Source organism: Pseudomonas sp. CCOS 191, assembly GCF_001007005.1.
GTDB classification, from domain to species: domain Bacteria; phylum Pseudomonadota; class Gammaproteobacteria; order Pseudomonadales; family Pseudomonadaceae; genus Aquipseudomonas; species Aquipseudomonas soli.
In genome coordinates this window covers 5,057,394-5,071,679 of record NZ_LN847264.1, presented here as the reverse complement: position 1 = coordinate 5,071,679, position 14,286 = coordinate 5,057,394, and the positions used below count along the sequence as shown (strand labels likewise).

Below are 14,286 nucleotides of genomic sequence, written 5' to 3'. Positions count from 1 at the left end.
AGGCGATTCGATTGTTGGGGCCGCGGTTTCAGGAGTTGGTTTGCCTGGCTTCGTAATGGCGGGTCTGGTAAGGCAGCAGGGCTTGCGCTTTCAAACCGAGCCCTTCATCAAGCCCCCAGGATGCTGCCAGTTCATCACGGCGCTTGCGTACAGCGGTCGGTGACTGGGCAATTGGCATGGCGTGGGGAAACAGCTCAAGTGCGTGGCGGGTATCCATGACACGGTGGACCGAAGCACAGGAGAAGCGCGTCAATTTCTCCAACAAGTAACCCACTCGACGGACCTGAAGTTCATCGGGATGACACCTCAGAAACGCTCGCGCAGCGCTGACCAGGTCGACATCCGAATACCAGACAGCCTGCGCTACGTGGACAAGAGTTGAGTCATCCGCTTGATTCAAGGGAGATCTGGCTAGCTTGTCCAGCGCGGATGTGAAGAGGTTGCCGTCAAGACGCTTCGCCATCTTCGGGCTCCAGGAAGTCTTGCAAGAGATTGGTCAGTACGGTGGTCGGTGGTTCCTTGGACCCAACATACACATCGATTGCCTCCAGTGCCAGCCGCCGTAAGTCAGTGGTCAGGATGAGACCCGAACGGAGCAAAGCGTGAATGTCACTCAAGTCTTGTTCGCTTGCCCTGGCCAGCTTCGATATGGCGATGTCGACCGGCGCTGCGATACGAATATGCAAGGGGGAGGTTTCCGGGAACTCTGCCAATGGCAGGCTGCGCTCCAGATAGTCTTCGTGGATCGGCCCGAAAGTTGTGGTGTAATGCAGGTCGTAGTGCAACTCCAGCATGCGTCCGGATTGGGCATCGAAGAAGGCTTGAGGGACTTCGGCGAGTAGAGCTTGCAAGTCGAACGGCTCGGCGAGGCTGTTCTCGTAACATTCGGCATCGACATCCACGGAAACGCGATGATGAGTATACAGGTGGACAGCACACCCTCCGAATATGATGATTTTCAATGCACCTGACCCTGCTTGCTCTTGCACCATTTCCGCTTCCACTGACTTGAACATGGAAATCAGGGCTTGTCCCAGATCGCTCTGGGTGTTCAGGTGTGGAGGGGTTGCATTCAGACGGTCCATTGCCAACCTCGATGTCCTTGTGACCAGCTCGTAGGCGTACTTGAGCAAGATTCACCCAAGCGCGTTCGGGGCATCAATTTAGTTGGACGGTCGACGTGTCGGAAATAGGACAGTAGCTTCTGGGTGTTGCCAAAGGGCCGGCTGGAACAGCGGTGATTTACCAGCCAAACAGTGCGCAGGCATTGTGGGTGCTGGTCTTCGCCAGTTGCTCGACATCGACACCTATTACTTCAGCCAGTGCCTGTGCAATCTCTGGTAAATATTCCGGGCTGTTGCGCTGCCCCGGGAACATCGCCGGCGCCATGTCCGGCGCGTCGGTCTCCAGCACCACGCTGTCCAGCGGCAGCCGCGGCAGGGTCTTGCGCAGGCGCAATGCCTGGGGCCAGGTGCCGGCGCCGCCGAGTCCCAGCTTGAAGCCGAGCTTGATGTACTCGCGCGCCTCTTCGTAGCTGCCGGCAAAGGCATGGATGATCCCCGCCTTCGCCGGCTTGTAACGCTTGAGCGTGGCGATCACCTGGGCGTGGCTGCGGCGCACGTGCAGCAGTGACGGCAGCTCGAAGTCGCAGGCCAGTTGCAGTTGGGCCTCGAACAACGCCTGCTGGCGCGTCGGGTCCAGTTCGGGCAGGTAGAAGTCCAGGCCGAACTCACCCACCGCGCACAGCCGTGGATTGCCGCGCAGGCGTTCGAGCCAGTCGCGCAACTGCGCCAGGTGCTCAGGACGGTGCTGCTCAAGGTAGATCGGGTGCAGCCCCAGCGCCGCGTACACGCCTTCGTTGGCGCAGGCCAGGTCCCAGACTCGCTGGAAGTTGTCCTGGTACACCCCCAGCACCACCATGCGCTCCACCCCGCGCGCCGCCGCGTTGGCCAGCAGGCGCGGGCGGTCGGCGTCGAAATCGGCGAAGTCGAGGTGGGTGTGGGTGTCGATCAGGCGCATGGTCAGGCCTTGGCGATCCGCTGCTTGAAGGTGCGACCGATGGCGTGCACGCCGGGCTCGTAGCGCTTGTCCTCGATGGCGGCCAGGGCCAGTTCCAGCGCGGTGGCGGCAATCAGGCCGTGCTGCTGGGCCATGGCGTTGACCGGCAGCGGCAGGAAGTCGAGCAACTGGTTGTCGCCGAAGGTGCCCAACTGCAGCTGGCGTGAGTCCTCGGGGCGCGCCTGAAGCGTGTCGAACACGCCTTGCAGCAGCACGTAGGACGTGGTCACCAATGCATCCGGCAGGCCACCCAGTTCATCGATCAGCTGTTGCATCAGGCGTTGGCCGCACTCGCGGCTGAAGGCTTCGCCCTGGCAGCGGCGCACTTCGCCGTCGAAACCTTGCAGGGCTTCGTCGAAGCCCCCGGCACGGGCCTGGCTCACCGACAGCTCGGGGCGGGCGCCGATCAGGGCGATGCTGCGCGGGCGGGTTTTCAACAGGCTCTGGGCCAGCTGGCGGCTGGCGTCGCGGTCATCGCTGATCACCGAACAGAAGTGCGCCGGGTCCAGGCGCCGGTCGATGGCGATCACCGGCAGGCCCTTGGCCTGCAGCTCGCGGTAGCTCTCGTCTTCCGGCGGCAGGCAACTGGCGACGAACAGCGCGTCGCAGCGCCGGGCACGGAACAGCTGCTGCAACTGGCGTTCGCTGTCGGGCTGGTCGTCACTGCTGGCGATCAGCAGCTGGTAGCCACGGGCACGGGCGCCTTGCTCCAGTTGCTTGGCAATGCGGGCGTAGCTGGGGTTCTCCAGATCCGGGAGAATGAAGCCCAGGGTGCGGGTGTGGCGGCTGCGCAGGCCGGCGGCCTGGGGGTTCGGGGTGAAGCCGTGGGCCTCGACCACCGCACGCACGCGCTCGACGGTGCTGCTGCTGATGCGCTGCTGTTCGGCCTTGCCATTGATGACGTAGCTGGCGGTGGTCACGGACACACCGGCCAGACGGGCGATATCGCTGAGTTTCACCGAATTTTCCTTGTTGTTTCCGGGACTGCCTGCGGGGCTTGACCGGCTAGTTTCACCCATCGACGGGCCCGCGCGCAGACGACCATTGTCGCAATTGTCCGACAGGATGGGGCTTTTTCGTTGGCAGATTATCGAGTAACGTGGCCGCTTGGTCAGATTAAACGTTTCAGCAAAGCGAATTTTCCTGCCTGAAAATCAGTCTTCGCCGGTTGTGCTGATCGTTTTGGCGGCTTTTGCCGTCGAATTCCACAACAATACCTCGGTAGCCGATGGGGCTGCCGCAAAAGGAGAGGGTCATGCTCGAGCTTGCCGTTGAGCAGATTGCCATGGGCCAGCGTGCCGCCGACAAGGGCGAGGCACTGGCGCTGCTGGCCGATCGACTGGTTGCCGATGGTCTGGTCGCCGAGGGTTACCTGGCGGGGCTGCAGGCCCGGGAGGCGCAAGGCTCGACCTTTCTCGGCCAGGGCATCGCCATCCCCCACGGCACGCCGCAGACCCGCGAGCTGGTGTTCGCCACGGGCGTGCGCTTGCTGCAGTTTCCCGACGGCGTGGACTGGGGCGACGGCCAGATCGTCTACCTGGCCATCGGCATCGCTGCCCGCTCCGATGAACATTTGCGCCTGCTTCAACTGCTGACCCGCGCCCTCGGTGAAACCGACCTGGCCGAGGCGCTGCGTCGCTCCGGCAGCGCCGAGGCACTGCTCAAGTTACTGCAAGGCGCGCCACGCGAGCTGGCGCTGGATGCCCAGCTGGTCGGCCTCAACCTGGCTGCGGAAGACTTCGACGAACTGGCCTGGCGCGGCGCTCGCCTGTTGCAACGCGCCGGTTGTGCCGACAGCGGCTTTGCCGCCGTGCTGCAGCAGACCGAGCCGCTGCCGCTGGGTGAAGGCCTGTGGTGGCTGCACAGCGAACGTGAGGTGCGCCAACCGGGGCTGGCCTTCGTCACCCCGCAGCAACCGTTGCGTTACCGCGATCAACCGCTCAATGGCCTGTTCTGCCTGGCCAGCCTCGGAGCGGCGCATCAAGCCCTGCTCGAGCGCCTGTGCGAGGTGCTGATCGAGGGACGTGGGCAGATGCTCTACCAGGCCACCAGCAGCCGCGCCGTGCTCGAAGTGCTCGGCGGCGAGGCGCCCGCCGACTGGCCCAGCGCCCGGATAGTATTGGCCAACGCCCATGGCCTGCATGCTCGCCCTGCAAAGGTACTGGCGCAGCTGGCCAAGGGTTTCGAGGGCGAGATCCGCATACGGCTGCACGACAGCGGCCAGCCCGCCGTCTCGGTGAAGAGCCTGAGCAAGCTGCTGAGCCTCGGCATCCGTCGTGGCCAAGTTCTAGAATTGATCGCTGAACCTGGCATCGCCGCCGATGCCTTGCCGGCGTTGCTGGCGGCTATCGAGCAGGGCCTCGGCGAGGAGGTCGAGCCCTTGCCGCAAACGGCGGCAGTGGAGCAGCCGCAGGTCGAAACCCTCCAGGCCCCGCCGCCCGGCAGCACCCTGCAGGGTGTCGCGGCCGCGCCGGGTATCGCCAGTGGTCCGGCCCATGTCTGCGTCGAACGCGATATCGACTACCCGCTGCGCGGCGAGTCGCCTGCCCAGGAACGGGCCAGGCTGCGCCAGGCCATCGACACGGTGCACGCCGATCTTCAGGCCCTGTTGCAACGCAGCGACAAGGCCATCGGCGAAATTTTCGTCACCCATCAGGAAATGCTCGCCGACCCGGCCCTGACCGACGACGTCGAGCTGCGCCTGGCCCAGGGCGAAAGCGCCGCCGCTGCGTGGATGGCGGTGATCGAAGCCGCCGCCCGTCAGCAGGAGGCCCTGCACGATGCGCTGCTGGCCGAGCGGGCCGCCGATCTGCGCGATATCGGTCGTCGGGTGCTGGCGCAACTGTGCGGCGTCAAGGACAGCGCCGAGCCAGAGCAGCCCTATGTGCTGGTGATGGCCGAAGTCGGCCCTTCGGACGTGGCGCGCCTGGACCCGGCGCGGGTCGCCGGCATCGTCACCGCCCAGGGCGGCGCCACCGCGCACAGCGCCATCGTCGCCCGCGCCCTGGGCATCCCGTCGGTGGTCGGGGCCGGGGCGGCCGTGCTGTTGCTGGATAGCGGCACGCCGCTGCTGCTCGATGGTCAGCGCGGGCGGGTCGTGGTTGCGCCAGCCGAGGCCGAGTTGCAACGAGCCCTGGCAGAGCGTGACGCCCGCGAGCGTCGGCTGCAGATCGCCTGGGCCAACCGCCATGAGCCCGCGCGGACGCGCGACGGCCATGCCGTCGAAGTGTTCGCCAACATTGGCCAGAGCAACGGCATCGACAAGGTGGTGGAGCAAGGTGCCGAAGGCATCGGCCTGTTGCGCACCGAACTGATCTTCATGGCCCATCCGCAGTTGCCCGACGTGGCGACCCAGGAAGCCGAGTACCGTCGGGTGCTCGATGGCCTGGACGGACGGCCACTGGTGGTGCGCACGCTCGACGTCGGGGGCGACAAGCCCTTGCCGTACTGGCCGATCGCGGCTGAGGAAAACCCCTTCCTCGGCGTGCGCGGCGTGCGCCTGACCCTGCAACGCCCGCAGGTGATGGAAGACCAGCTGCGCGCCTTGCTGCGTGCAGCGGACAACCGCCCGCTGCGCATCATGTTCCCCATGGTCGGCCAGCTCCATGAATGGCGCGCCGCCAAGGCCATGGTCGAGCGCCTGCGCCAGGAGATCCCGGTGGCCGACTTGCAGGTGGGCATCATGGTCGAGGTACCGTCGGCCGCCTTGCTGGCACCGCAGCTGGCACGTGAAGTGGACTTCTTCAGCATCGGCACCAACGACCTGACCCAGTACACCCTGGCCATCGACCGCGGTCACCCGAGCCTGTCGACACAGGCCGACGGCCTGCACCCGGCGGTGCTCAACCTGATCGACATGACCGTGCGCGCCGCCCATGAACAGGGCAAGTGGGTGGGCGTGTGCGGCGAGCTGGCGGCCGACCCGCAGGCGGTCGCCGTGCTGCTGGGCCTGGAGGTGGACGAACTGAGCGTCGCCGCCCGCAGCATTCCTGAAGTCAAGGCCCTGGTGCGCCAGGCCGACCTTTCGACGGCCCGCGCCCTGGCGCGCGAGGCCCTGCAACAAGACAGCGCCGAGGCAGTCCGGGCGCTGGTGGAGCGTTATTGATGGCCAAGATCCTCACCCTCACCCTCAACCCGGCGCTGGATATCACCATCAGCCTCGACCGCCTGCGAGCCGGCGCGGTCAACCGCAGCCAGGCCCAGCACAGCCATGCCGCCGGCAAGGGGCTGAACGTCGCCCAGGTGCTGGCCGACCTGGGCCACAGCGTCACCGTCGGCGGTTTCCTGGGGCAGGACAACCTGGCGCCGTTCGAGGCGCTGATTGCCTGGCGCGGGTTCGCCGATTGCTTCGTCCGCGTGCCGGGCGAGACCCGCAGCAACATCAAGCTGGTCGAGGCCGATGGCCAGGTCACCGATATCAACGGGCCAGGGCCGCAGGTCGACGAGGCCGCCCGCGACGCCTTGCTGCAACGTCTGGCACACGTGGCCCCAGGGCATGACGCCGTGGTGGTGGCCGGCAGCCTGCCACGGGGGATCAGCCCCGAGTGGTTGCGCGAGCTGCTGCTGATGCTCAAGGCGCAGGGCCTGAAGGTGGCCCTGGACAGCAGCGGCGAAGCCTTGCGCGCAGGCCTGCAGGCCGCGCCCTGGCTGGTCAAGCCCAACACCGAGGAGCTGGGTGAAGTCCTCGGGCTGCCGGTGCAGGCCGCGGACGAGCAACGCGCGGCCGCACGGCGGCTGCTCGCCACTGGCGTCGAGCATGTGGTGGTGTCCCAGGGCGAGCAGGGCGTGAACTGGTTCGCCGCTGGCCTGGCGCTGCATGCGCAACCGTCGAAAGTGCGCATCGCCAGTACCGTTGGCGCCGGTGATTCGCTGGTCGCCGGCATGGTCCATGGCCTGCTCCAGGCCGAAGCGCCCGCCGCTACCTTGCGTCGCGCCACCGCCATCGCCGCCCAGGCAGTCACCCAGGTCGGCTTCGGCATTCACGACCGTGAGCAACTGGAGCGCCTGGAAGCCGCCGTGCGCCTTACAGAACAACAAGAAGAGGGCTGCTGATGAACATTGCCATTGTCACCGCCTGCCCCAACGGCCAGGTGTCCAGCGTGCTCAGCGCCCGCCTGTTGGCCGCCGCTGCCCAGCGTCGGGGTTGGAAAACCTGCGTCGAGGTGCACGACGCCGAACACCCGGAGCTGCGCCTGACGCCAACGCAGATCGCCGAGGCCGACTGGGTGCTGGTGGTCAGCACCGGGCCGGTGGACCTGGCGCGCTTCGCCGGCAAACGCCTGTACCAGAGCACGCCGGCCCAGGCCCTGGCCGACCGTGAAGGCTTCCTCGACGAGGCCGCTGCCGGCGCCCAGGTGCAAGTGGCGCAAACCCCGGTGCAGGGGGCGCCGAAGATTGTCGCGGTAACCGCCTGCCCGACCGGCGTGGCCCACACCTTCATGGCCGCCGAAGCCCTGCAACAGGCGGCGCAGGCCATGGGCTACCAGCTCACCGTGGAAACCCAGGGCTCGGTCGGCGCGCGCAATCCGCTGCCGGCCGAGGCCATCGCCGCAGCCGATGTGGTGTTGCTGGCTGCCGATATCGAAGTACCGGCTGCGCGCTTCGCCGGCAAGCGCATCTACCGCTGCGGCACCGGCATTGCCCTCAAGCAGGCCCGCGCCACGCTGGACAAGGCCCTGGCCGAGGGCAAGGTGGAGGCGACGGGGACGACCGGCGTAGTGCCGCCGGCCGAGAAGACCGGCGTCTACAAGCACCTGCTGACCGGGGTGTCGTTCATGCTGCCGATGGTGGTGGCTGGCGGTTTGCTGATCGCCTTGTCGTTCGTGTTCGGCATCGAGGCCTACAAGGAACCCGGCACGCTGCCCGCCGCCTTGATGCAGATCGGCGGCGAGGCGGCGTTCAAGCTGATGGTGCCGCTGCTTGCCGGTTATATCGCCTGGTCCATTGCCGACCGCCCGGGCCTGGCGCCCGGGATGATCGGCGGCCTGTTGGCGAGCACGCTTGGGGCGGGGTTCATCGGCGGCATCGTCGCCGGCTTCCTGGCCGGCTACAGCGCCAAGGCCATCGCCCGCTGGGTGCGCCTGCCCAGCAGCCTCGACGCGCTCAAGCCGATCCTCATCATCCCGCTGCTGGCCAGCCTGTTCACCGGCCTGGTGATGATCTACGTGGTCGGCCAACCCGTGGCGGCTATGCTTGAGGGACTGACCCATTTCCTCGACAGCATGGGCACCACCAACGCCATCCTGCTCGGGCTGCTGCTCGGCGGCATGATGTGCGTCGACCTCGGCGGGCCGATCAACAAGGCCGCCTATGCCTTCTCGGTGGGGCTGCTGGCCTCGTCGAGCTACGCGCCGATGGCCGCGACCATGGCCGCTGGCATGGTGCCGCCGATCGGCCTGGGCATCGCCACCTTCCTGGCCCGGCGCAAGTTCGCCCAGAGTGAGCGCGAGGCCGGCAAGGCGGCGCTGGCGCTGGGCCTGTGCTTCATCTCCGAGGGCGCGATCCCGTTCGCCGCCAAGGACCCGCTGCGGGTGATTCCGGCGAGCATCGCCGGGGGCGCGCTGACCGGGGCCTTGTCGATGTATTTTGGCTGCAAGCTGATGGCGCCCCATGGCGGGTTGTTCGTGCTGCTGATCCCCAACGCGATCAACCATGCGCTGTTGTACCTGCTGGCCATCGTCGCCGGCAGCCTGCTGACGGCGGTGGTGTACGCGCTGATCAAGAAGGGCGAGCAGGTGGAGATGGTCGTGGCGCCGGCCAAGGGCTAGGCCGGCGATTGCTCCATCAAATGCTTCAACCCCTGGTCTTGCCCCGTAACGGTTTCAGCAGATCGCCCAACCCGTTGTGGTCGATCTCGTGCATCAGCGCCAGCAACCCGCCCAGCTCCCCGGGCGGGAAGCCTTTACGGGCAAACCATGCCAGGTAGTCCCCGGGCAGGTCGGCGATGATCCGCCCCTGGTACTTGCCAAAAGGCATGGTGCGGGTGACCAGCAGTTGCAGGGTTTCGGGTTTCATCGGGCGGTGGCCTGTGGCGGTTGAAGCGCGACCTTACTGCAAACTGCACGACGACCCAAGCGGCGATCATGCAGAACGCCTTTGAACGGCATGTTTGTGAAATCTTCAAGTTACTGATTTACATGAATTATTTTTATTTCATAGGCCTGGCACGAAGCCTGCTCCGATCAAGGTGACTATCACCTGCCAAGGAGTTGTTGCCATGAGTAATCCCAACAAAGACACGATCGACGTACTCAACGACCTGATCGAGTACAGCAAGGATGGTGAGAAAGGCTTCAAGACCTCTGCCGAGGATGTGAAGAACCCTGAACTGAAAGCATTCTTCGTGCAGCGTGCCAGCGAGTGCGCCAGTGCCGCGGCCGAGCTGCAAAGTGAAGTGCGCAGGCTGGGCGGTGATCCGGAAACCAGCACCAGCATCAGCGGCGACCTGCACCGTGGCTGGGTCAACCTCAAGTCGATGGTCACCGGCAAGGATGAAGAGGCGGTGCTCAATGAAGTGGAGCGTGGTGAAGACCATGCGCTGAAGGCCTACAAGGAAGCCCGCGAGAAGCTGGTCAAACTGGGGCGCTCGGCCAATGACACTTCGTATGCCTTGGTGGAGAAACAGCTGCAGGGCGTGCAGCGCAATCATGACCAGGTGAAGGCTCTGCGTAACGCGGCTCGCGCTCGGTCTTGAGTTTTAGGGGCTGCTTTGCAGCCCTTTCGCCGGCGAGCCGGCTCCCACAGAATGGCGCATGGCTTAACTTTGACGCGCTCGTTGTGGGAGCCGGCTTGCCGGCGAAAGGCCGCATAGCGGCCCCAGCGACTCAAGCCTCAGGTCCTTCCACCCGATTCCGACCATTGGCCTTGGCGCGATACAGCGCCTCGTCCGCATCGGCCAACAGCGCCGACAGATCCTGCGCGGTGCCCGGTACATGCAAGCCGATCCCCACACTGACCGTCACCGACCGCTCGTCATCGCCGAATGGCGGCATCGCCTCGACGCTGGCGCGAACGCGCTCGGCCAGTAGCCGAGCACCAGCCAATTCAGTCTCCGGCAATACTACCTGGAACTCCTCCCCGCCATAACGCGCCGCCAGGTCCGCAGGGCGCCGGATGCACAGCTCGATGGTGGTGGCCACCTCGCGCAGTACATGGTCGCCACCGGCATGGCCATGGCGCTGGTTGAAGGCCTTGAAGTGATCCACATCCACCATCAGCACCGCCAGCGGCTTGCGGTTGCGCTGGGCGCGCGCCCATTCCTGGCGCAGCACCTGGTCGAGGCGGCGGCGGTTGGCAAGGCCGGTAAGGCTGTCGGTGGCGGCGAGGGTGGCCAGACCCAGTTCGGCATCGTGGCGCCGACGTAGCTCGCGGCCCAGCAGCAAGGTCAGCCAGAGGATGCCAATGCACAACACGCCGGTGGCCACGCTGACCACGATCGCGGTACGCCGCCACGACTGGAACACTTCATCGGCCGAGTGGGCCACCAGCACGATCAACGGCAGGTCGGCGACCCGGGCGAAGGTGTAGAGGCGCTGGCCCTCATAGGCCGTCGAGCGGGCGGTGAAGCTGCCGCTGCGCTCGCTGAGGATGCGCTTGAAGTTGGGGCGCTCGCTGAAGCTGGTGCCGATCAGTGGATCCTGCGGCCGGGTCGGCTGGCGCGCCAGCAGCTGGCCGTCGGTGTTGAGCAGGTTGATGCTGCTGTCCACGCCGATGTCCAGGCGTTGGAACAGTTCGTTGAAATAGGACAGGCGCAGGGCCCCGGCGGCCAGGCCCTGGAACTCGCCGTTGGCGCCGGAGATGCGCCGGCTGAAGCTGATGCACCAGTCCAGGTTGCCCAGCCGCGCCTTGAACGGCGGGCTGATCAGCAGGCCCAGGCCCGGCCGGTCTCGGTGCGCCTGGAAGGCCACGGTGTCGGCGAAGTTGGCCTGGCGCGGCACCGCGCTGGTGGAGTCGCCGAGCACGTCGCCCTTGGCGTCGAGCCAGAGAATGTCGCCGCGCACCGGCGCGGAGAAGGCCTGGTTGAACAGGATCTGCTGGCGCAGCTTGGTCGGCACGTTGAGCAGTTCGGGGTGCTGCACGGCCCAGATCAGGCCCTTGAGCGACTGGTCGTAGAGTTCGACGTTGCGCAGGATATCGCTTTCGATCAACTGCACGATGTTGCTCGACGAGCGCATTTCCGATTGCTCGACGCTGTCGCGCTCGCGGGCCAGCAGGTAGCCGACGATGGCCACGATGGCGAGCACGGCGAGGCAGCTGCCCAGGTTGAGGACCAGCTCGGGGTGTGACTTGTACAGGGCGGATCGTGGTGATCGGGTGGGCAACGTCATGCTCGCAACTGCATAAGCCCCGGGATCCATGGGGAGTGGGCCGGAAAGCGGCGGCGGTATTTTAGGCAAGGCACGATTGTCGGACAAGATCAAAGGTGTTTTGCCCGACGGAATTGATTCAGTAGGCCTGCGATGGGATGTACGACATTTCCGAATCTGAAACCAAATGCTTCAGTTGGGCTGTGCTTGGGACCTATCCTACGCGCTTGCCGGAAGGGTCTGGATAGGCCGGGAAATGCATCAGGGCTAACGTCGTCGGGTCGCCAAATTTGGTGACCGGGCGTGAGAAACCCGAACGATGTTGGTTCCGCATTCTGTCACGGCAGCCGTGCATGGGCAGACCTAGGTCTGGCCGGGTTCCAATGTCCTCGGTTTTCTCACCCCATGTACGGCTGCCACCCTTATCTGGTGAGAAAGGATGAGCTGGCGGTTTCCTTTAACGACATTGGAAATTGCTTATGAAAAAGCTGGTACCTGATCCACCCATCCCCTACATCTCCATCATCGACCATCTGCCCCTCGCCGAAGTCTGGGAGCATGCCGCAGTCCTGATGACCATGATGACCCGCACCTGCGATGTCTACATGGCCTTTCCCGTGGATGAGCGTCCGGAGATCCTGGTGGAGAACATTTCCATCCTCAGCCGGCTGCTGAGCTGCCTGATGGCCCACGCCAGGTCGCTGGAGGTGCAGCCATGAGCGAGCAGCCCGATATGTCTGTCACCGCTGGCGACGAGACCTTCCTGGAGTGTTATCGCGTGCTGCCGGGTGTGCCCTTGAGCCGGGCATTCGATGAGCTGTCGGTATTGCAAGATTGCATCCTGCACCTGACCACCGAGGCGGAAATGGAGGGGGACCTGAAAGCAGGGAGTGCGGCGCGGATGCTCAGTGCCATGGCCAAGGCGCTGATCAATGACCTGGAAACAGGACTGAAAAGAAACAGTTGAAGCAGAGCATCGCCGGCAAGCCGGCTCCCACAAAAAATAGCGCTGTACCTGTGGGAGCCGGCTTGCCGGCGAAACGAGGGCGTAGCCCTCGCCCGCGATGATGGATCAGAACACGTTCAGCGGGTAATCCACGATCACGCGGAATTCGTTGTTGTCCTGCTCACCCGAGTACGCCGCGTTGGCCCGATGCGTGGCATAGCGCAGCAGCACCGACAGGTCCTTCATCTGACCCTCCTGGAACACATACTTCACGTCGAAGTCGCGCTCCCAGTGCCGGGCGTTCTTGCCGTCGGCGTTGTAGAAATCATAGTACTGGGTGTCCTGGCTGGCCTTGGTCAGGTCGGCCTTGCCGCGCGAGTACGACAGCGAGGTGCTCAGGCCTGGGATGCCGAGGCCGGCGAAGTCATAGTCGTACTGCAGCTTCCACGAGCGCTCGTTCGGCGCGTTGAAGTCCGAATACATGCGCGAGTTGTCGAGGAAGATGCTGTCGCCCAGGTTGATGTAGTCGAACGGCGTGTCGCCATTGACCCGCTGGTAGGCGGCGGTGACGCTGTGGTACCCGGCGGCGACGGTGAAGTGCACGCTCCAGGTGTTGTTGTCGATGCTGCCCAGCTTCGACTGGCCGGTGTCCTGGGTGTGATAGAAGTGCACGCCCGGGTTCAGGCTGACCAGGTCGTTGACCGCGTAGGTGTAGTCGAAGTCGGCGTAGTACTGGTTCCAGATGTCCTTCAGCTCGGCGGCGTAGAGGTTGGCGGTGACGCCCTCGGTGCCGCTCCACGACGCGCCGGCCCAGCTCAGGTTCTGGCTGTCCTGCTCGGGCGTCTGGTTGCTGTAGTAGGTGTTGATGCGGCGGTGGCCGCTCTGGTTGTACGGCTTGGTGAAGCTGACCTTGCCGCCTTCGAGCATCAGCCCGTCGATGCTGTTGTTGGTCAGCGCGACGCCGCGGAAGGTCTGCGGCAGCATGCGGCTTTCGCCACCGGCGATCACCGGGTTGGTGAGGAACAGGTCACCGGCCTTGAACTCGGTGTCGAAGCCCTTGAGCTTGATCGCGCCGCCGGCGGTGGAGAACGAATGCGGCGCCGCGCCCAGGCTGCCATCGTCCTTGACGTGACTTGGCAGGATCGAGGTGCCGGCGTGGCCGCCACCACCGTCCAGCTTCAGGCCCAGGATGGCGTGGGCGTCCAGGCCGAAGCCGATCACGCCGGGGGTGTAGCCGGACTCGAAGCGCGCCACGGCGCCCTGGCCCCATTCGCGATTGTCACGCTGCTCGCGGTTGAGCTGGTTACGGTTGAAGTAGGCATTACGGAAATGCAGGTTCAGCGTGGAACCCTCGATGAAGCCATCAGCCTTGTCTTCATCGGCCTGTGCGGCCACGGGCATCGTTGCGGCCAATGCAACGAACAACGGGGTGAAACGAAACGCGAAAGACACCGGTACAAACTCCTTTGGTCAAGCGATGGGGCAGTTTTTTATTGTCGTGTCTGCAAGTTCTTATTAGAGACGTAACAGCCAGGCTGAGATTTTCGACGCATAAAAAAAGCCGCTGAAAGGCAGCGGCTTTGAAAGGCTAACATATCGTCACAGGCAGTGCCCATGGTGTAGCCCAGGGAAAACTGGAAACAGTTGGCGTGGTCGGTCAACTATCGGCATCGGTATCGACAGATACCTTGGAAGCGGTCTGCTGTGCGTCTTTAGCCGCAGCGGACTGCTGCGCGGCGTAGGCGTCACGCGCCTCCTGGTGAACCGCGGCGAGTTCGGCGTTGCGGGCGACGAAGGCCGGGGATTCTTCCGCCATGGCCAGGGGCGACAACAACAGGGAAGACAGGACGAAAACGCTGGCAATACCCATACTGTTGGACATTTGGAACAACCTTCTTGCGGGGCAAGTGCTAATGGAGACAGGGCTAAAGTTAGTCCTGTAAACAGCGTGGAAACAGAGGCTGTTCAGATAAGCAC

At 64.8% G+C, this 14,286-nt stretch carries 14 protein-coding genes; 6 read left to right on the top strand and 8 right to left on the bottom strand.

What is annotated here, in order from left to right; translation table 11 throughout:
• Nucleotides 1-28: 28 nt before the first annotated feature.
• The 4 genes from CCOS191_RS22605 to cra all read right to left on the bottom strand — a co-directional run bounded on the left by CCOS191_RS22605 (nucleotide 29) and on the right by cra (nucleotide 3,017).
• A complete protein-coding gene (locus tag CCOS191_RS22605; protein WP_046857074.1) occupies nucleotides 29-463 on the bottom strand; it encodes a hypothetical protein in 435 nt (144 codons plus the stop codon).
• Nucleotides 447-1,085 (bottom strand): DUF6036 family nucleotidyltransferase, encoded by a 639-nt coding sequence (locus tag CCOS191_RS22600; protein ID WP_046857073.1) that lies wholly within the window; start codon nucleotides 1,083-1,085, stop codon nucleotides 447-449. Before CCOS191_RS22600 ends, CCOS191_RS22605 begins: the two co-directional genes overlap by 17 nt.
• A 157-nt stretch (nucleotides 1,086-1,242) precedes the next feature.
• Nucleotides 1,243-2,019, bottom strand: a complete 777-nt coding sequence (locus CCOS191_RS22595) for a TatD family hydrolase (protein ID WP_046857072.1) — start codon at nucleotides 2,017-2,019, stop codon at nucleotides 1,243-1,245.
• A gap of 2 nt (nucleotides 2,020-2,021) precedes the next feature.
• Entirely contained in the window at nucleotides 2,022-3,017 is a 996-nt protein-coding gene (cra, locus tag CCOS191_RS22590; RefSeq protein ID WP_046857071.1) for a catabolite repressor/activator, read from the bottom strand.
• Nucleotides 3,018-3,313: 296 nt separating this feature from the next.
• Between cra and ptsP the strand changes: the two genes are divergently transcribed.
• The 3 genes from ptsP to CCOS191_RS22575 are packed head-to-tail and all read left to right on the top strand — an operon-like array spanning nucleotide 3,314 to nucleotide 8,825.
• Nucleotides 3,314-6,163 carry a phosphoenolpyruvate--protein phosphotransferase gene (gene ptsP, locus CCOS191_RS22585; protein ID WP_046857070.1) on the top strand — a complete coding sequence of 950 codons (2,850 nt, stop codon included), beginning with the start codon at nucleotides 3,314-3,316 and terminating at the stop codon, nucleotides 6,161-6,163.
• A complete protein-coding gene (gene pfkB / locus CCOS191_RS22580; RefSeq protein ID WP_046857069.1) occupies nucleotides 6,163-7,110 on the top strand; it encodes a 1-phosphofructokinase in 948 nt (315 codons plus the stop codon). The genes ptsP and pfkB overlap by 1 nt, the downstream gene beginning before the upstream one ends.
• Nucleotides 7,110-8,825, top strand: a complete 1,716-nt coding sequence (locus CCOS191_RS22575) for a PTS fructose-like transporter subunit IIB (protein ID WP_046857068.1) — start codon at nucleotides 7,110-7,112, stop codon at nucleotides 8,823-8,825. The genes pfkB and CCOS191_RS22575 overlap by 1 nt, the downstream gene beginning before the upstream one ends.
• A gap of 25 nt (nucleotides 8,826-8,850) precedes the next feature.
• On the opposite strand, the gene CCOS191_RS22570 is transcribed toward CCOS191_RS22575, so the two are convergent.
• Entirely contained in the window at nucleotides 8,851-9,072 is a 222-nt protein-coding gene (locus CCOS191_RS22570; protein WP_031315465.1) for a DUF3820 family protein, read from the bottom strand.
• Nucleotides 9,073-9,274: 202 nt separating this feature from the next.
• Here CCOS191_RS22570 and CCOS191_RS22565 point away from each other — a divergent pair, with 202 nt between their 5' ends.
• The gene (locus tag CCOS191_RS22565) at nucleotides 9,275-9,751 is read left to right on the top strand and encodes a ferritin-like domain-containing protein (protein ID WP_046857067.1); all 477 of its coding nucleotides are present in this window, start codon (nucleotides 9,275-9,277) and stop codon (nucleotides 9,749-9,751) included.
• Between the two features lie 130 nt (nucleotides 9,752-9,881).
• Here CCOS191_RS22565 and CCOS191_RS22560 read toward each other — a convergent pair whose 3' ends face one another.
• A complete protein-coding gene (locus tag CCOS191_RS22560) occupies nucleotides 9,882-11,378 on the bottom strand; it encodes a GGDEF domain-containing protein (protein WP_046857904.1) in 1,497 nt (498 codons plus the stop codon).
• Between the two features lie 464 nt (nucleotides 11,379-11,842).
• On the opposite strand from CCOS191_RS22560, the gene CCOS191_RS22555 reads away from it, so the two are divergent.
• A complete protein-coding gene (locus CCOS191_RS22555; RefSeq protein ID WP_023631630.1) occupies nucleotides 11,843-12,082 on the top strand; it encodes a hypothetical protein in 240 nt (79 codons plus the stop codon).
• Nucleotides 12,079-12,330 carry a DUF3077 domain-containing protein gene (locus CCOS191_RS22550; RefSeq protein WP_046857066.1) on the top strand — a complete coding sequence of 84 codons (252 nt, stop codon included), beginning with the start codon at nucleotides 12,079-12,081 and terminating at the stop codon, nucleotides 12,328-12,330. Before CCOS191_RS22555 ends, CCOS191_RS22550 begins: the two co-directional genes overlap by 4 nt.
• 105 nt (nucleotides 12,331-12,435) lie before the next feature.
• On the opposite strand, the gene CCOS191_RS22545 is transcribed toward CCOS191_RS22550, so the two are convergent.
• Both CCOS191_RS22545 and CCOS191_RS22540 read right to left on the bottom strand, forming a co-directional pair.
• The gene (locus CCOS191_RS22545) at nucleotides 12,436-13,761 is read right to left on the bottom strand and encodes an OprD family porin (RefSeq protein ID WP_046857065.1); all 1,326 of its coding nucleotides are present in this window, start codon (nucleotides 13,759-13,761) and stop codon (nucleotides 12,436-12,438) included.
• Between the two features lie 205 nt (nucleotides 13,762-13,966).
• Entirely contained in the window at nucleotides 13,967-14,191 is a 225-nt protein-coding gene (locus CCOS191_RS22540) for a hypothetical protein (RefSeq protein WP_023631633.1), read from the bottom strand.
• Nucleotides 14,192-14,286: the final 95 nt, after the last annotated feature.